Annotated in this window: 13 protein-coding genes; 5 read left to right on the top strand and 8 right to left on the bottom strand. The window is 35.6% G+C overall.

What is annotated here, in order from left to right:
* Positions 1–29: 29 nt before the first annotated feature.
* A complete protein-coding gene (locus A8L32_RS12580; RefSeq protein WP_066631015.1) occupies positions 30–905 on the top strand; it encodes a sugar phosphate isomerase/epimerase family protein in 876 nt (291 codons plus the stop codon).
* Between the two features lie 67 nt (positions 906–972).
* Positions 973–1,722 (top strand): 3-keto-disaccharide hydrolase, encoded by a 750-nt coding sequence (locus A8L32_RS12585; RefSeq protein WP_066631017.1) that lies wholly within the window; start codon positions 973–975, stop codon positions 1,720–1,722.
* 205 nt (positions 1,723–1,927) lie between these two features.
* Here A8L32_RS12585 and A8L32_RS12590 read toward each other — a convergent pair whose 3' ends face one another.
* The 6 genes from A8L32_RS12590 to A8L32_RS12615 form a co-directional block, all read right to left on the bottom strand.
* Positions 1,928–4,483 carry a T9SS type A sorting domain-containing protein gene (locus A8L32_RS12590; RefSeq protein WP_066631019.1) on the bottom strand — a complete coding sequence of 852 codons (2,556 nt, stop codon included), beginning with the start codon at positions 4,481–4,483 and terminating at the stop codon, positions 1,928–1,930.
* Positions 4,484–4,869: 386 nt separating this feature from the next.
* Positions 4,870–6,441 (bottom strand): sulfatase family protein, encoded by a 1,572-nt coding sequence (locus tag A8L32_RS12595; RefSeq protein ID WP_066631021.1) that lies wholly within the window; start codon positions 6,439–6,441, stop codon positions 4,870–4,872.
* 651 nt (positions 6,442–7,092) lie between these two features.
* Positions 7,093–9,561 (bottom strand): glycoside hydrolase family 2 TIM barrel-domain containing protein, encoded by a 2,469-nt coding sequence (locus A8L32_RS12600; RefSeq protein WP_066631023.1) that lies wholly within the window; start codon positions 9,559–9,561, stop codon positions 7,093–7,095.
* Between the two features lie 22 nt (positions 9,562–9,583).
* Positions 9,584–11,014, bottom strand: coding sequence for a sulfatase (locus A8L32_RS12605; protein ID WP_066631204.1), 1,431 nt, complete (start codon positions 11,012–11,014; stop codon positions 9,584–9,586).
* A 10-nt stretch (positions 11,015–11,024) separates the two neighbouring features.
* On the bottom strand, positions 11,025–11,762 hold the full coding sequence (locus tag A8L32_RS12610; RefSeq protein ID WP_066631025.1) for a 3-keto-disaccharide hydrolase: 738 nt from the start codon (positions 11,760–11,762) through the stop codon (positions 11,025–11,027).
* A 99-nt stretch (positions 11,763–11,861) separates the two neighbouring features.
* Positions 11,862–13,145 (bottom strand): Gfo/Idh/MocA family protein, encoded by a 1,284-nt coding sequence (locus A8L32_RS12615; RefSeq protein ID WP_158027238.1) that lies wholly within the window; start codon positions 13,143–13,145, stop codon positions 11,862–11,864.
* Between the two features lie 215 nt (positions 13,146–13,360).
* On the opposite strand from A8L32_RS12615, the gene A8L32_RS12620 reads away from it, so the two are divergent.
* A complete protein-coding gene (locus A8L32_RS12620) occupies positions 13,361–14,533 on the top strand; it encodes a hypothetical protein (protein WP_066631032.1) in 1,173 nt (390 codons plus the stop codon).
* Positions 14,534–14,543: 10 nt separating this feature from the next.
* On the opposite strand, the gene A8L32_RS12625 is transcribed toward A8L32_RS12620, so the two are convergent.
* Positions 14,544–15,446, bottom strand: a complete 903-nt coding sequence (locus tag A8L32_RS12625; protein WP_066631034.1) for an AraC family transcriptional regulator — start codon at positions 15,444–15,446, stop codon at positions 14,544–14,546.
* A gap of 89 nt (positions 15,447–15,535) precedes the next feature.
* On the opposite strand from A8L32_RS12625, the gene A8L32_RS12630 reads away from it, so the two are divergent.
* Entirely contained in the window at positions 15,536–16,795 is a 1,260-nt protein-coding gene (locus tag A8L32_RS12630; RefSeq protein WP_066631036.1) for a uroporphyrinogen decarboxylase family protein, read from the top strand.
* Between the two features lie 42 nt (positions 16,796–16,837).
* Positions 16,838–17,602 carry an L-rhamnose mutarotase gene (locus tag A8L32_RS23315; RefSeq protein ID WP_083631311.1) on the top strand — a complete coding sequence of 255 codons (765 nt, stop codon included), beginning with the start codon at positions 16,838–16,840 and terminating at the stop codon, positions 17,600–17,602.
* A gap of 29 nt (positions 17,603–17,631) precedes the next feature.
* Here the strand turns inward: A8L32_RS23315 and A8L32_RS12640 are convergent, their stop codons facing one another.
* Positions 17,632–19,230, bottom strand: coding sequence for a LuxR C-terminal-related transcriptional regulator (locus A8L32_RS12640; protein WP_075590694.1), 1,599 nt, complete (start codon positions 19,228–19,230; stop codon positions 17,632–17,634).
* Between the last annotated feature and the right edge of the window lie 200 nt (positions 19,231–19,430).

A 19,430-nucleotide genomic window follows, 5' to 3' on the forward strand; every position in this document is an offset into this window, starting at 1 on the left:
GTTTTTGGGCCGATTAAATAGAAAAAATAATGATTAAATATATTTTTATTGCATTCATGATGCTTTCATTGGGATTGTTAAAGGCTCAAAAGCTTGATAATATGCTTTACCCTTTTAATAATAGTATGCGCACTATGCCCGCTGCACCAAATGGAATGGATGCTCAGACCGAGTTATTAATGGAGCTTGGTTATCAGGGTTTTGAAGGTCATTTTAGTGAGAGCTATTTTAAACGACGCAAAAGTCTGGATAAGGGTGCTTTGCAGATGCCTGTATTTTATCTTCTTGCCACTATAAACAAAGATGGATCTGTTTCATATTTAAATGAATTAAAGAATATTATAAAAGATTCTAAAAATAGAAATCTTTTAATTGGAGTAGCGGTGCAATCTGAGCATTTTAAAAACAATTTGAAAGAAGGAGATAAATATTTGGTTAAGACGCTTCAGCTTTTAGCTGACTATGCACAACCATTTGGTGTAAAAATAGCGGTTTATCCACATGCTAATTTTTATTGTGAGAGACTTGATCATTCCATCAAACTTGCCAAAAAGGTAGATCGTCCTAATGTTGGTGCTATTTTTAATACCTGTCATTTTTTTAAAGTAGAAGGAATGAAAAACTGGCAACAAAAACTAAAGGATGCAACGCCTTATTTATATATGATTTCAATCAATGGTTTGGATGAAGGAGATACTAAAAGTATGACTTGGAAGCAGCTAATTCAACCATTAGGAGAGGGAAGCTTTGATACTTATCAGGTGATAAAAACGGCGAAGGATAACGGTTATAAAGGTGTTTTTGGATTGCAATGTTATAAAATTAATCAAGATTGTAAAGCAGCGCTAGCTCAGTCTATGAATACCTGGGAACAATACCGAAAAAAATACAAAAAAGAAGAATAAATAAAAGGAAAAATAAAATAGTCTTGTGTCATGATACTTGAATCTAGACACTAAAAAATTATATATCATGAAAAAAATATTAACATCAATTTTATTACTAAGTACAGTAATCATATCAGCTCAAAAAGAAGAAAATAATACACTAACAAAAAAAGAAATTAAAAAAGGCTGGGAGCTTTTGTTTGATGGTAAAACATCGGATGGATGGAAAGGAATTTCCTTAGATCATTTCCCAACGCATGGTTGGGTGATTAAAAATGGTGAATTAAAAGTAAATGCCACCGATGGTGCAGAGTCAAAAAATGGAGGCGATATTGTTACCCATAAAGCTTATGGTCCTGATTTTATTTTAGTGTGGGATTGGAAGATGGAAACGGTTGGAGGCAACAGTGGTTTAAAATACTTTGTACAGGAAAACAGAACCCAAAAAGGTAAAAAATATGGCTATGGTTTGGAGTATCAAGTTTTGGATGATATGAACCATACGTGGATGAAAAATGGAAAAATGGAGCCTAATGATTATCATACCTTGGGTTCGTTATATGAGTTTTTTCCTGCCTCACCAAAGAAAAGTCCAGCTCCACTTGGCGAATGGAATACCAGTAAAATAGTGTCAAAAAATAACAAAGTTGAGCACTGGTTAAATGGCAAAAAAATATTGACTTACGAGCGTGGCGGTGAAGAGTTTTTAGAGATGTTAGGTAAAAGTAAGTTCAAGAAAATTAAAAACTTTGGTCAGGAAGATACCGGTAAATTTTTATTGCAAGATCATGGTGGTAAAGTAAGTTACCGAAATATTAAGATTAGAAAATTGTAGTAATTTGTTATCAGTTAATACTCAAACGTTGAAACGAAGATGGAAATAATACCATTGTATTACTGTTCATTTTAGGTATTACTTTTTATCAATGGATACAGTTATTGATATTCTTTCCAGAAAAAAAGCGAGTACCAAAAATGGTACTCGCAATTCATGATATTTTTTGGAAATAATAGTTTTATAATTGATTCTATAATGATATCTACAGGCCTTTTACAAACTTGCTTTTTAATACATGTTTGTTAGTCAGAACTCGAATTACGTAAATTCCATTTTCTAAAGATGAAATATCAAGATTTAATTTACCTTCTCCTGAGTTTTGAGCTTGAAATGTATGAACTATGCCTGCAACCCCTATAATTTCAACTGTTTCAATATCGCCAAATCCATATTCAAAATCAATTGAAATATTATTATTTGCAGGGTTAGGGTAAATTTTAAAAGCACTCTGGGGTAATTCGTCCACAGAAGAATCCGGATCGTAAACGGTTACGTTTTTTAAGGTGTCCGTTACTGGGGTGAACTCATCGTTCTCAGGATTTAGTATGGCTACAATTTCATAACTATGACCAAGCTCAAGACTGGCATTTAAAGCTAAGTCTCTTATCTCACCAAACTGACCGAACCTTACCGTTTTACTTGTTTCAGCGAGCACCACATCATCTTCATTTAATAATTCAATTTCCACAGTTCCGTTTACAGTTGATGTGTAGGTGTAATTTACATCTATATTTAAGTCGGTTTGTAAAATCTGATCTGTTATTTCGTTTATTTTAACAGAAGGAATAAATTCCCCGTTAATGGCCAGATAATCTGTTCCTGGCGTCCAAGCAAATCCTTGTGGTATCCAATCTGCTCCAGCTACCCAATATTCAGATCCATATTCGTATGCACCTAAGTCAGGTGCATCATCATTAAATCCATCAGTAATACCACTAATCTCTTGTCCTGCATCAATTAAAGGAGAACCTTCATTGGGCATAAAGTTTTTACCCTCCATAGATATAAATGGCATATCAGCAAACTGCTCATTATTTTCCCATTCATTATCGGCTTCAGCTCCACTCCATTCATTTTCATCTATTCTAAAGCTACCTGCTCCAGAATGCCACCAAGGGCGTACATCCGAAAAGTTATTGTACAGTGTATTATCTCTCACGTTGGTTCTTACACCGTTTCTTTCTGGAACCCAACTATCTATAACAGATTGTTCTACGTCTCCAACAGCCCAAAAAGTATTGTTGTAAATTTCATTTTCCAGGGCATCCCAGTTAAAGTGCAATCCACCCCACTCAACATCCCAAACAACGTTATGATGTACTATAAAACCAGCAGCATCATTATCAAGGTAAATACCTGTTGCTTTATGACCAGCATGTGCATCATCCGAATATGCATCGTTAAACCAGTTATGGTGTAACTCTATATTTTTAGGCACGCTATTTCCAGTAACATAAAATAAGCCACCATCAGCGCCAGAGATCAAACATTTTTGTACATGGTTATAAGCAAACTCACTATCTTCACCTGTAACTCTAGAACCATCACGTGCCGAGCCGTAAAGCGAATTTTTTAGGATTTTATTTCTAAGTCCATGACTGCGAATGAGACAGGCATGTAAACCCATGGTGTTAAAATACTGCACAATACAATTTTCAACTCTATTATCATCAGATTGACCATCTATAATAATACCATCCGTGGTTCCGTTTTCAATCACGCACTTTTCTATTACATTAAAGTCAGCACCATTAACAAATATAGCAGGATTACTTCGAGTGGCAGAACCATTATTAGTAATTAAACGGTTGGAAGCATGTTTTACCATACATTGAGTCATCTTATTATAATCTCCTCTAATTCGTACCGTTCCCCCAAAAAAGTTCAGGTTATCTATCTCAATATAATTTCCATTTAATTCAACTGAATATCCGCGAGCCACAAATTCTACTTTTTCATCTTCAGGCATATTACCATCAGGGGCATAAAAATATAAGGTGGTGGTACCTTCATCATAATACCATTCGCGGGGGTAGTCTAAGGCTTCTAGTTTGTCCATCAGGTAAAAAATACCACGATGACCATTCTCATATCGTGGAGGGCTATGCGTGCCAAAAGGCCAATTGCTTGGTAATTCTGCGAAATGAACCCGACGTGAAGAATTGTCGTAATCGGTGATGGATCGTTCCCAGCTACACCCGCTATGTGCTCCTAAATAATGTATAGTACCACCTGTCCAGTCAATATTCGGAATTTCATTATTGCTGATATACGACATAGAGTAGGTACCTTCGCTGGTATTGATGAATTTTGCATTTAGAGAATATTCATTATTATCCACATCGTTTGGCCAACGTGCTAATTGCATTTTTTCATAATCAAGATATACGTTATTATTTAAGCCTTGATTCATCGAAACATTGGCTTTATAAATATTTCCTGCATGAGATTGCCAACCGCTTACTGAGCTGGTAGCAGAAATAATAACGGTATCTCCTGGAAAAGAAGTTAAGCGTATAGGACTTGCGGCAGTTCCTGAATTCACAGGGTTTAAAGTCTCCCTATAGGTTCCTTTATGAATATAACAAACATCACCAGCCACCATAATATCGGCTGCTTGTTTGATGGTTTGAAAAGGGTTTCCTTCTGTTCCATCTCCCGAAGAAGAATTGCTGTGATTAACGTGGTATTCGGTTGCAAAACCCGTAACACCAGATAATAAAAAGATAATTAAACTTAAGTGATAAAATAACTTCATTATTAAACTTTTAAGGATATCTGAATTTATATACTTGTTAAATGCGAATTAGCTATAATTATTTAGATCTAATTCAAGGCCTAAAATGGTATATTATCAGCATATCTTAGAGCGAATAAATCATTTATTTAAGGTGTTAAATTTGCAAATACACTCTAGAAAATGATTATGAAGTGGTTTTAATTACTCTATTTCACTAGACTGTATCTCATCTCCATTATTAAACAGTTAAGCTCGATTATTTAAGTTAATATCAACTACTAATGTAGGTTCCGCTCAACTTTATGGTGCCCTATACTTATCTCCATCTTATTCCGATGAGAGAAAAGTATAGGCACGCATATTTTAAAAAGATACTTAACAAGGCTTATAATTTAATATCAGCCTTAGTCATTCCAATGTTTATCAACAATGGCCTGAATTTCTGGATAGTTTACATCCGTTTCATTCAGTTCTTCTCGTTGTCTTTTAAGTTCCGCTTTTAATTGGGTAATAATTTCTTTGTATTCAGGATCATTATAACGGTTATTTAGCTCCTGCGGGTCATTTTTTAAATCGTAAAACTCCCATGTGTGTGGTGTCTCTCGCTCAATTCCAAAGTATTGTTTGCCCCAATAGTGCTTGCTAAATTCTGACTCTGGTAAATAATGTTTTCCATAATAAAACATCAACTTATAATCTTTAGTGCGAACACCAAAATGAGCAGGTACGTAATGATGGATTATGTGCATCCAGTAGCGATAGTAGGTAGCTGTTCTCCAATCAACTTCCTCTTTACCTTGTAAAGTGTTGATAAAACTTTCACCTTGCATATACTCAGGTTTTTTGCCTCCGGCAAGTTCAATCATGGTAGGTGCATAATCTGTATTGTTGATTAGGAGGTCGCTTACCATACCTGGATCAATACCCTTAGGATAATGCATTATAAACGGCATGCGCATGGACTCATCATACATCCAACGTTTATCTTGTAAATCGTGCTCTCCTAACATCATTCCTTGGTCACCTGTGTATATAATTACGGTGTTTTCCCACAGTCCTTCTTCTTTTAAGAAAGCAAATAAGCGACCTAAGTTATCGTCAATACCTTTTACGCAGCGCAAGTATCTTTTTAAATATTCCTGATAGGCTATATGTGCAGATATGGGGCCTGGAGACAAGGTGTCTTCGAAGAAAAACGTATTGTAATTGCGATACATATGTCTATCTGAAATGGAAGTACCAATGTAATTAATCAGAGAATCGTTTTTACCACGCGTTCCTTCCGAACCCCAGTTTGGTTGATAGTATAAACTAGATGGTTCTGGAATTTCAGTTTTAGCCAAATAGTCTTCGTATCTTGGTGCATATTCAAAAAAATCGTGCGGCGCTTTATAATGATGCATTAAAAAGAATGGCTTTTTCTTGTCTACGTTTTTTATATAATCGATGGATATATCCGTAATTACATCGGTAGAATGTCCTTCTGATTTTACCTTGTTTTTAGGCCATTGTCCTTTTCCTTTTTCTAAAAAAGAAGGGTTAAAATATTTTCCTTGTCCTGGTAAAACTTTATAGTAATCAAAGGATACCGGCTCTTCATGCAAATGCCATTTACCCACAATTGCGGTACTATATCCCAGCTTTTTAAGTTCAACGGGCAAATATTGTTTTGCAGTATCTAGGTGAATATCCAAATCTAGAACTCCATTGGTTTGCGGGTATTGACCTGTAATAATTGAAGCTCTACTAGGCGTACAAATAGAGTTGTTACAAAACGCATTTTCAAATCGGATTCCATCTGCGGCCAATTTATCCAGATTGGGAGTTGGGTTTAGTCCTGACAATCTACCACCATAACTACCAATAGCTTGAGAGGTATGATCATCGCTCATGATGAAAATAATATTAGGTTGTTTCTTTTTTGCCATTAAATGATGACAGGAAAGAAGGGCAAGAATTATTAAAACTGATTTCATTTTATAGATATTTATATTCAATGTTTTTATGCAGATTTAATGCATGATACAAATTTTTACAAAACAGGCAACGATAAAAATAGATAGAATAGTAAAAATGATGGATTATATTTCAACAACTTTGCATATTGTATCAATATTGTCCTAAATTAAATTGGTGCTTCGCCCAAACCTGATTTCATCCTGAAACAATGAAGAATACTCAATTCATTATCGTTCCGATATCTTGACACAAAAAACGAAGCAAAAAAAGTCAAGGCTGCACCAGTTTCATTCAAAAACTACGGTTCATGACTGAAATTATTTAAACTCACCTTTTTTCATTTCTCAAAAGGGCTCAAACAGAAAATAATTTTTAAGCGTCATTTCAACCTTGTTTTTGTACTCATCTGCTGAGGCCGACTCTACAAAATATGTTCAGAGCATTAAAATAAATCGTTTAGGATGCTATTGATTCTGTATCTATTTTTCATCATATAAATTAAACTTAAAAAATTCGTAGAGCGCACCAAATATAGTACGCTTTACGAGATGGTATTTGTTTATAAGTTTCCTATTTTAAGACTTCACAAGCCTTGAGTTCGAAGCTTCTGGTTCAAACATCTGACTTTATGAACAGACTCAAAATAGCATATTTAATATATGATGGAACTATTTCACTTCAACAATAATTTCAGCTCCTTTTAAACCTTTTGATTTTGCTACTAGTTTAATTGTTCCTGCTTCACCTTGGTTAGAATTAAGAATAGCTAAAGCTAAACCATTAAAAGCTTTTCGTTGTGGTGCTTGAAATGACTCTAAGGAAATTTGGCTTCCATTATCTACACCAACTATTTTACCCACTCCCGAAACATTAAACTTTACTAGATTATCTGCTAAGGGACAAAAGTTCCCGTTTTTGTCTTCAATGCGAACAGTTACATAAGCCAAGTCCCTGCCATCAGCATCAATGGTACTTCTATCTACGGAAAGCTTAATTTTGGCAGGTTTACCAGCCGTTTTAATTTCTTTTTCCTGAATGGCTTTCCTGTCCTTATATCCAATAACTTTGATAGATCCTGGTTGATAAGCCACATCCCAGCTTAATAAATATGGAGAATCAAAACTCTTTGGTTCGTAACGTAAAAAGTTAACGATACGCGTTGTTAAGTCTTTGCCTTTTACCTTTCTGCCCATCGATTTTCCATTGACAAAAAGCTCAGCTTCGTCGCAATTGGTATAGCAATAGACAGGAATAGTCTCGCCAATCATCTCTTTACCAAGATTCCAATGTGGCATTAGGTGAATCATAGGTTTGCTGGTCCACTGACTTTGGTATTGATAAAATCTATCCTTTGGAAAACCGGCCAAATCCACCGCACCAAAATACGAACTGCGTGAAGGATAATCAGAATTCCAATGTTCTTTATTGTCTATGTTATCTAGACCTCCATAGGGACTTGTTTCGCCTAAGTAATCAAACCCCGTCCATATAAATTCGCCCAAAATTTCAGGCGTTTCTTTTTGAAAATGGAACTCAATATCGGGAGGATATACCCAACGCGGACCCACAATATCGTAACTGGTTACATGAAGAGATTCATGTTTCTGATATTTTTCAACTGGATAGTGATAAACTCCGCGACTACTGGCCACACCCGATGTTTCGGAACCATACAATGGAACATCTGGATAGTTCTCTTTAAACCACTTATACTTAACTGCTTTGTAATTTGAACCAGCAATATCCACTTGTTGCGCCATATTATTATCGTATGCCGTTGGGAAAGAGTTAAACCCGGCAGTTGTTGGTCGAGAAGTATCAAACAATTTACAGATGGCATTTAGTCTCTTCGCCTCTTTCCAGCCAATATCTCTTTGCCATTGCTCTTTTATTTCATTTCCAATACTCCACATTATTACCGAAGGATGGCTTCTGTCGCGCAATATCATATCCTGCAAATCACGCTCTCCCCATTCCTTAAACATCACGTTATAGCCGTTTTTAATTTTAGGTATTTCCCAGCAGTCATAGGATTCATCAATCACCAAAATACCCATTTCATTACATACCTCTAGGAACTCACGCGAAGGCGGATTATGACTGCATCGTATCGCATTTACACCCATATCTTTCATGATTTCCAGTTTACGTTCGTCGGCTCTTTTGTATACAGCAGCTCCCAAAGCGCCATTATCGTGATGAAGATTTACTCCATTAAACTTTACCTGCTTTCTATTGATATAAAAACCATTGGCATCGAAGGTGATATTACGAATGCCAAATGTAGTTTTGTAGGTATCTAGTACATTTTCTCCATCTGATATTGTGGTAATTGCCGAATATAAATTGCCTTGGTATACATTCCACAATTTTGGCTTTAAGATATTTGTAAATGTACCTGACCACATTTTTTCTCCTGCTTTCACCGTTACTTTATCAGATGTTTTGGCCACTGATTTACCTTCAGTATCAAAGTATTCGTGATTTACTTGTATGGTTTTATCTGCAGAAGTTTTGTTTACTATAGTCGTTTCGTGCTGAACAACACCTTTAGCCTCAGTGGCTGTTGGTGTGGTAATGTATGTTCCCCATAAATCGATATAAACAGGTTCATCTACTTTTAGCCAAACCGAACGATATAACCCTGCACCAGGATACCAGCGCGAAGAATAATCTTTAGGTGTTAAACGAACGGCAACAACATTCTCCGATCCATCATATTTTAAGTATTGGCTGATATCAAATTCAAAGCCAATATAACCGTACGGGCGCTCTCCAACATGCTGACCGTTAACCCAAACATGCGTATTGTACATGGCTCCCTCAAACTCAATACGCACTACTTTGTCTTTCGCAGAAACTGGCATGGTAAAATGCTTGCGATACCAGCCTGTTCCCAATACAGGCAAGGCTCCCATTCGGCAATCATATTTCTTGTCGAAAGGGCCTTCTATTGCCCAATCGTGGGGTAAATTAAGTTTCCTCCAATTCGAATCATCAAAATCAAGCTGTTCGGCTCCTTCCGCTACATCATTAAAAAAGAGCCAGTTTTTATCAAAGTTTTCTTCGGGCGTGTATTGGGCGTTTATATGAGTAGTGAATACTGTTAGTAACAGCATATAAAACAATCGCTTCATATTAATTTATTTTTTTATTAAACTATTTATATCCTTCGTTATACATTTCATCTTTATATCCTGCTTCTTTCTTCTTTTGCTTAAGACGTTTTACAAGACTAGCTTTTATTTGAGCATATTCTGGCTTATCAGCTAAATTCACAAATTCACCAGGGTCGTTTTGTTTATCATATAACTCAAAGCCGCCGTCACCGTGTTTCCACATAGTAATCCTCCATTTATCTGTTCTTAATGAGGCAGAACCAGAACGGCCTGTTGTAAAAGCTTCTTGTTTTTTCCACTGTTTCGATGCTGTGTTTTTAAGCAATGGTAACAGACTATTACCTTGTAGCTCTTTGGGAGCTCTGATGTTAGCTAAATCAGTTAGGGTAGGATATAAATCCACAAGTTCCGTTATTTTATAGGTAGATTTTCCATTTTGAGTACTCATCCAAGGTACGTGCACAATAAATGGTACGCGGGTAGTTTCTTCAAATAGGTGTGGTTTTTGGAATTTATGATGTTCACCTAAAAGGTATCCGTGGTCGCTACAAAAAACAATAATTGTATTCTTCGCTATGTCTAAATTATCCAACTCATCAAGAATTCGTCCAACCTGAGCATCCATATACGATACGCTAGCATAATATGCCTCCAAAAGACCCTTGTGAGATTCTGGCGTTACACCCCATTTCTTATTTGTATTGCGATTTCTGCATATTTGAGGTAAATCATCCAAATCATCTTCTGGAACTACTGGAACAATCATTTCATGCTGATTGTACAAATCGAAGTATTTCTTTGGAGCAACCAAAGGTACATGTGGACGAATCATACCAACGGCCAGAAAAAATGGACGGTCTTTAAGCTTTTGCAATAACTCAATTGCTTTATCAGCTGCCATTCCATCCACATGGTCAGAATCATTTCCTTCAGCAATTAAACCATTGAATTTTTGATGCCCATCAAATTTAGGAGACCAGTTGGTTAGTTCTCCTTTTGCATTGTGTTCTAGAGCTTTCAAATTATATGCTTCATCCCATGATAATGGGTCATCAGCCCCAGCGGTGCCCCTTTCTATATCATAAGGAATCCCCATATGAAAAATCTTGCTAACACGTGCGGCATGATAACCATTGTTCTTGAAAGCCTGAGAAAGAGTAATAATTTCTGGTTTTATTTCCCTGTTTAAGCCTGCATTTAAAAGCACTCCTGTTGAATAGGTGTACATTCCGGTCATAATTGAGGCACGGGATGGGCCACAAAGTGGATGTTGACAGTGCATATTCTTAAACGAAACACCTCGCTGCGCTAACTTATCAAGTTGAGGAGTTTTACATTGGGGATGACCATATCCACTCAGGGCAGTATTAAGGTCATCTGCTATAATAAAAAGTACATTGGGCTTATCCTTGTTTTGTGCTAGCAAAGTAACATAAGAAAGGGATAGTATAACTAAAATAATCGATTTCATTACATTGATTTTAAAGGTCTCTAATCCAAATATTTCTATACTCAACAGCAGAGCCGTGAGATTGTATTAGTAAAGGCATTTTTTCTGGGTGCTTTTTGTACTCTGTGTATTTTAAATGTGTGGTTGGGCCAGTTAATTCTACATGATTTTGTATAAGAACACCATTATGAAATACCGTGAAATAAGCTGGTGACTTGAGCGTTCCATCATCCTTAAACTGAGGTGCAGTAAATACTATATCATAGCTTTCCCATTTGCCTGGTTTTTTACAAACATTTACCAATGGCGAGTACTGTTTATATATTGAACCTGCCTGACCATTAGAATATATTTTTCTATGATTATTGTACGAGTCATATACTTGTACTTCGTATTGTTCCATAAAATATATACCGCTGTTTCCGTAGTTCATCTTTTTACCATGGTCTTCGTTTTTAGGTACGCGCCATTCCACATGCAACTGACAATCTCCAAAGCTCTTTTTAGTGTGAATGCTTTTTGTTTCGGGTAGTATTTTAAAACGCTTTTTAGAAGCAGGCCATTCTATCTTGGAGCCATCAATATGCTCCCATTGGCTTAGATGACCAGAAAATAATATGATAGCATCAGATGGCGCCTTTGAATTTTTAGCTGCAACAACCAAAGCTGGTTTGATCTCCCAATCGGCAAAATTGTTTTGTTTTTTCTCTTGCCCAAAAGTGTTTAAGCAAAGAAAGAATATGAGTGATATTATGATTGTTTTTTTCATTTTTAAGTATTTAATTTCAAGTTGATTTTGAAAAAATAATAGGCGAGCAAGTATTAATTAATGACTATTTACTGCCTACTGATATCTGCCAACTAAATGTTATCCATTCATCAGTTTATCCAAAGTCCAAGGAGCTCTCTCTGGTCTGGAGCGCATAGCATTGGCTTCATCATCTCCAATAAACATCTCTTTGGCAGGATCCCATTGTAATTTTCTTTCAAGGTTCATGGCAATATTACCCATGTGGCTGACCGTTGCTGTACGATGCATATCTTCAGCTGCGTGTTTAGGTTTACCTCCATTTTTTACACAATTAACAAAGTCTACATGTTCATTCAATTCTCGAACGGCTCTTATCTCTTCACCTGGTTTTATATGCAATAAATCCTCAGAACTGGCTTGTAGTTTCTTGTTCCAACCTTTGGAGTGCAGCCAGCCATTGCTTCCTTCACAATAAATTTCAACGCCTTTACTATGAATATCCATCTCAACACCATTGGCATATTTATATTTTAAATCGTATTCGTAAAAAGCATTATAAATACCACTATCTGGTCTTTTTCCAACACCTTCAACTTCTGTAGGTCCCCAAATCTCAGCATTATTGCAAAGCTGAGCAGTATCAATTAAGTGTGCTCCCCAGTCTGTTAGGTTACCGCCCGAATAATCATTAATCCATCTAAAATTCCAATGGCAACGTCCTGGAGAATATGGAGCATCTGGAGCAGGGCCTAACCACATATCGTAATTAAAATAATCAGGAATAGGCGCTGTTTCAGTATTTGCATCATATCTAATTTTGTATTGACCAGGAAGACCTACTCGCATTTTCTTTAAGGTTCCGATATGACCTTCTCGCACTAACTTGGCCATCCTGTAATATGGTTCCAAATACCTGTCTTCAAGACTTGTTTGGAATATTAGATTGTGTTTTTTTATCTGATCTACTAAGATTCTTCCTTGCTGAATAGTGAGGGTGGGTTTTTCGCTACAAACATGTTTGCCAGCTTGCATAGCCGCAATAGCCATGTGTACATGCCAATGATCAGGCGTAGATATTTGCACAGCATCTATATCTTTCTGGAGTAGTAATTCCCTAAAATCATCATATAAGCGTACATCATCCGATTGATAATGATTATTTATGATGCCTTTGGCCTTATTCATTCGGGTTTTATCTACATCGCATATGGCCACCACACGGCAGTTATCAATCTTTAAGTAATTTTTTAGGTTTCGCATTATGCCATGGTCACCAGTACCAATCATACCAATATTAACCTTGTCGTTGGCTCCTTTAACGCAAGAAGTAATTATGGTTGGAAATGTAGCTGCTCCAACAGAAGCAATAGATGCGTTTTTTATAAAATTTCGTCTGTTCATGTTGTAGTATTTTATGGGCATCACTCAAAAGAGAAGATTACATCTTTAAAAATACTAAGTAGTGATTAATAGAATTAAGGAATGGGCAACTTTACGGTATCTAAAGTCCAAAATAACGGTAACATAACGTTACAGAACATACGAATGTGTCTGTACTGTTGCGAATTGTGTTATTGTGGTAATAACAAGGAAAACATTTGTAAATTTGTTGGCCTATGGAACAAGAAATCGATACAAATAATATAAAAGAGCATCTAACTACTATAACCAATCATCGACTTTTTAATAAATCGCCTCGTATTGTAAACCTAATTACTTTTTTGGTTGAACAATCGTTAAAAGGAAATAACCTGAAGGAAGATATTATTGGAATGGAGGTTTTTGATAGTGATTATACAGCCGTTAAAAATGATGGTTTGGTGCGTGTTTATATGCATAAGCTGAGGAAAAAATTAAGCTCTTATTATGCCGAAGAAGGCAAAGATGCTCCCATTGAGTTTGTATTGGAAAAAGGAACGTACAAAATAAAGTTTGAGGTTAAAGGTAGGGCCAATGAAAAAGTAGAGGAAAGGAAAGTTTTGGATCGTAAAAGCCGGAAACCTATTCTAGCAATTGCTTTTGCTTTTTTAATATTGGTGTGTGCGTTTGCTTATTATTATACATCAAAACAACATCAATACCTGTGGGACGCATTCTTTGTTAAGGGTGCATCTAACGTATGTATTATGGCCGACCAGGTTGTTATGCTTAAAAAGGCGGGCAATTCTGGTGAGTTTATTACTGATTTGAAGGTTAATAGTACCGAAGACTTTATACAGCACATCGAAAATCATCAAATAGATTCTTTACAGAAGGCTGATTTTACCTTTTTTACAAAAGCTATTCCACATTCTATTTATAAACTATCGCAATGGTTTTTTCAGCATCAATCTAGTTTTGTTCCATTAACAGAGAGTGAGTTACGATATGAAGAAACCAAAAGGAATAATATCATTTATATCGGTCAGTTTAAAACAATGAGTGTATCCAAGGAACTCTTTTTGCGCAACAGTAAAGTGTTTAAAGTAGATGGAGTTCATTTCGTCTCTCATAAAGAAGATAAGATAAAGCACTATCGCCCTAGTTTTTCAGAGACAGTTCGATCGGAATATGCTATGGTTGCTTATATGCCCTTAACGGCTGGCACAAAAGCTATTTATATAGTTTCGAATAATGATATTGGCACCATGGCTTTGGTGAATAAGTTTACCGACCCCCAATTTTTATCCAGTTTTTACTTTAATTTACCCTCGGAAGACGCCTATTTTAATGCACTATTTAAGGTGGAAGGAATGGAGCGTACCGATATTAGTTGCGAATTAGTAGAGCTAGAACTTATTGAGCAATAGTAAATAACTATTACTCATTTCCATGTTCTTCATGTCGATATTCGCTGGGTGATTTGCCAATGGTTTTAGAAAATAATCGGGAGAAATAGTATGGATCATCGTAACCTAGTTCTTGTGCAATCATTTTAATTTTACGGGTAGAATGAGCCAAATATCTGCAAGCGCGCTGCATCTTCAATTGTATATAATAGTCCATGGGCGGACAATGCATATTCTTAGCAAATATTTTATTGAGGTTAGATTTAGAACATTTGCAAGCCTCGCTTAACTCCTCTAAAGTCACCCTGTTTTTGAGGTTATTATTCATAAATGATATAGCCAAGCTTAGATAGCTTTGTGTTTCCGATTCTCCCGAAAGGCGATAATTTTCAATTTGCCTAATAGAGCTAAGGAAATATTTTAAGCAGATGTTAGCATAGATAACGTTATCAAAATTACTATGTTGCTCCATATTCGATAACATTTCTTCAAACAGGATAATACGATCTTCAATACGCGCATTTTTTCCAGGAGGAATAGCTAATACCTTATTTGTAATAGGCGTGTAGTTTTCTGCGTTATTACCTGTAAAATGAATCCAATAATTATTCCAAGGCTTGTTTTTTGAAGCTCCGTAAGTGCATCGTGTAAAGGGAGGTATAACAAATATGGTATTTTCTTTTATCGTGTGCTTGGTTTGTTCCAACTCAATCCATCCTTCACCACTTTTGCAATAAATTAAAATGTACTGATGACATCCAAATTTTCGTTCTCTAAAATGACCTTCTGCTTTTGGGAAATGACCAATGTGTGTAATGTAAAGATCTTGAATACGAGGGTCTTCTTGAACCTTTTTATTGGTTGTTCCAGGAACGTAAACCATGCGTTGTCCCAAAAAGCCTTCTTTAATTAATTTGATGGAGGTATTGCTCATGTAGTGAAAAATAATCCATCAAATGTATATTATTTACTATTTTAATACAAGTTGAGTTGTGGTAATTTTATATCAAACAAACAGACAAAATGAATTCCAGACAAAGAGTAATTGCTTCAATTGAGCATAAACAAACCAGTAAAGTCCCTTTTGATATTGGGAGTAACCCAAGCTCGGGCATTTCAGCCATAGCATATTCTAACCTACTCAAACACATGGGTAAAGATAAATTACCAGTAAAGATATTTGATGTAGTTCAGCAATTGGCGCAGCCCGATATGCAGATACTAAATAACTTAGGTGTAGATGTAATTGATATTGGCGTAAAATATAATACTGCTACTAAAGATTGGTACGAAACTACTTTGGCCAATGGCGATACGGCTTTTTATCCTAACTGGTTTAAACCAGAAAAATTGGCTAATGGCGAATATCTGGCCAAGGATAAAATGGGTGAAGTAATTGCAAAAATGCCACAAGGCGCTACCTTTTTCGATCAAACTATTTTTCCTTGGCAAGAAGCTTTTCCTTCCGATTTATCGGGATTAAAACAGGCTATGGATAAGGTGTTGTGGAGTGCTTTTGCTCATAGTCCGTGGGATCATGCGCATCAGGATAACTTTTGGCAGGATTTAAGAAGTAAGGCTATTCAATTGCGCCAGGAAAGTGATCAGGCTATTATGATTACCGTAGGTTGTAACTTATTTGAGTGGGGGACATTTTTACGCCGAATGGATAATTTTTTGATGGATCCTTATATGTATCCCGAAGAAACCAATAAGCTGTTGGATGCTTTGATGAAGATACATATGGAAACTTTAGAAAAGGTAGTAGAGTCGGTAGGTGATGTTATTGATATTATACGTTTTGGCGATGATTTAGGAATGACTAGCGGTCCGTTGGTGCCACCGGAAGTATATGCAGAATTTTATAAACCACGCCATACCATATTGAACGATTATGTGAAAAAGCATAGCAATATGAAGACTTTTCTACATTCTTGTGGTTCTATTTACCAGTTAATTCCAGATTTAATAGCAGCAGGTTTCGATATCCTAAATCCAGTGCAAACCAACTGTGTAGATATGGAGCCCGAGCGTTTAAAACGTGAGTTTGGTAAGGATATTACTTTTTGGGGTGGTGGAGCGGATACAACCACTGTGCTAAATAAAGCAAGTGTCGAGGAGGTTAGAAAGCATTGTTTGGAACGTTTGGAAATATTTTCGAAAGATGGTGGGTTTATTTTTAATCCTGTTCATAACATTATACCAGACGTACCTGCTGAAAATATTATTGCTATGGTAAATGCAGTAAATGAGTTTAATGGTGATGATGCTATTATATTTTAAACTAAATTTTTATTCCGCTTTTAAAAAGATAATTTTAAACAAATGAAGAGCTTAGCATATATTTTTATTCTGGCGTTAGCCATAGGATGTGTCAATCCAAAATCAACAACAAACGAAAAAATGCGCAGGTTTACTTTTGCCGCGTTTAATTCATTGAATGATACAACCGCATTTAAAAAAATAATTTCGAATGAAAGCCTAGATAAGGAATTAAGAAAAGTTGGTTTAATTAACTTTAATTATTGTACCAGCGATTCCATTTCGTATTTGGTGTTGGATATGGAGGATTCCTTCAATCTTGAGAAGACAATATCAAGTATAGCGAAACTTGCGAAAAAGTTTCCAACAATAAAAAGGTTAAACGAAATTTTAAGTGGAGATTATCAATTGTTGAATAGGACTTACAAAATGGAGCAGAAGCAAGCTTACAAAGCGGAAGAAGGACAGTTGATTCCTTTGCAGAAAAAGGATTATTCACGTTTTATATTAACACTCGAAATAATTAATAATCCAGAACTTGCTAAAGATTATGTGGATGTTCATGGCATTGGTAAAGCTTGGCCAGAGATTACACAAAACATGAAAACAGTGGGTATTCACGAGATGGAACTATACCTGATTGGTTATCGTGCTTTTTTAATTATGGATGCAAAACCTAATTTTGATTGGTCTGTGGATGGAGAAAAATGGGGAACCTTACCGCGTGAAAAAGAGTGGCAAAGTTATGTTGCTAAATTCCAAAAAACCAATCCAGATAGCAAAGCGGCCGAAAAGTGGAAAACCATGAAGGATATTTCACTGAATTAAGAGCCTAAATTTTTGTTAGTGCTCAATAATTAGTTTACTGAACTCAAGAATTCTGTAAGATTAACTTCCCGAGTCAAATTCATTTTTTTACGAATTCGGCTTCGGGATGTATTTATACTATCAGAACCAATAGCCATAATATCGGCCATATCCTTGCTCGATAAACCTAACTTGATTAAAGCACACATCTTTAAATCAGTAGCAGAAAGGGAAGGGTATCTGTTCTTTAGAGTAGAATAAAACTCTTGGTTAATATTCGTAAAGTATAGCTCAAACTCATCCCACTTTTTTGCTTTGTTGGAGTTAATCGAAGATATTAAGTTGGTAACGTTCACTTTGTTCTTCGCATCAAAATCCATGGCTTCCAGGTTTCTGCGAATATCGGTTAGTAGAGAGTCTCGCTCAATTAATTGAAGTGCCGAAGTCATCAACTCTTTGTTCTTTAATTTTAGATCAAGTTGTTGTTGTTTATTTTCAAGTGCTTGTTGTTCTTTTAGTTGTTTAATCTTTCGGGTTCTAATTTTAGATCGGATGATTAAACCTGTAATTATTATCGCTAAAATAGCCATGTATATAAAAAGCTTTAAGCGAATTACTTCCTTCTCTTGCTCTAACAGTATCAGTTTTTGTTGATCCAATTTCTCTTGGTAAGCATCCTTTATTTCAAATAACTCTTTGTTTTTTAGGCTTTTGTTTCCAAATAGGCTATGACTTACTTCCGAAGCCAATCGTGAATAATAATAAGCAGAATCATTATGACCCAGATAATGATAACAGCTCGATAATGAATCCAATACTTCTACTTTATTGTCCAGATGGTTTTTAAAAGAATCAATGGCCAATAAACATTTTTTTAAGTAAACAGAAGCTAATACATAATTCCCTTTTTTCATGTACAGCTGCCCAAAGTGGTCGAATAACAAACTATTGGAGGGTTTATAAATATTGTTTTTTTCAATGTTTAGTAGAATGGATTCAGCTTCTTTTAAATAATTATTGGTCAAGTGTAATTCTGCCAGTTGCATTTGCGAATACACAATACCTATTTTTTGGTCTATTTTTCTATTTTCTTCAATGGCTTTAAGCAATAGCTTTTGCGACGTTTCATAATCCGGCTTTTCATTGGTGATTAGCCAGGCATTTAAAGCATATAATTTAGCACGCCATAAGCTTTGCTGTTGTTTATCTTTTAATTCCTCTACCATTAATTCGGCTTCTGCCAGATAGAGGTGAGCCTTTTTAAATTGGTAAAGAATAACATACAAGGTAGAAATACGATAATTAGCCTCAATCTTTTTTTCTAGGTATGAATGATTTTCAACGAGTGGAAGTAAGGACCAAGCTTCATCATACGCTTGTAGGTAATTTCCATTGCCTGAATATAGTTCTATCAAAATAAGTTTGGTGTCTATTATTTCAGCCGTGTCCTGATTTTCTTCAAAGTAAGATAAACACTGCTTAAAATTAACTTGTGCTGAGTCTGGGTTTGCGTATCGCAGGTTTACAGACTCCTTAAATAGTTGATGGTAATTTTGAGCATTAACATCATACCTCATTATAAAAAGGAGTACAGTAATTATTATAAAGCACTTGGTTTTGATACCAGTAAACGCCTGTGTTAATTTCATAGAAACAATCTGTTTTCGCTAGGCAAATATAAGCTAAGTTTAGCTTTAAATGGGGGATATATTTATGGGTTAATGTTTATTTATTCCGCATAAAGAATTGCAGTGTTTTTTGCATTGATACTATTGAATTAGTTTATTAGGTTTGTACAATTGGCATTCACTGTTTTTTATTTTTTACATATAAAAAAGGTGCTTTATAG

The sequence above is a fragment of the Labilibacter marinus genome, assembly GCF_001659685.2.
GTDB lineage: Bacteria > Bacteroidota > Bacteroidia > Bacteroidales > Marinilabiliaceae > Saccharicrinis > Saccharicrinis marinus.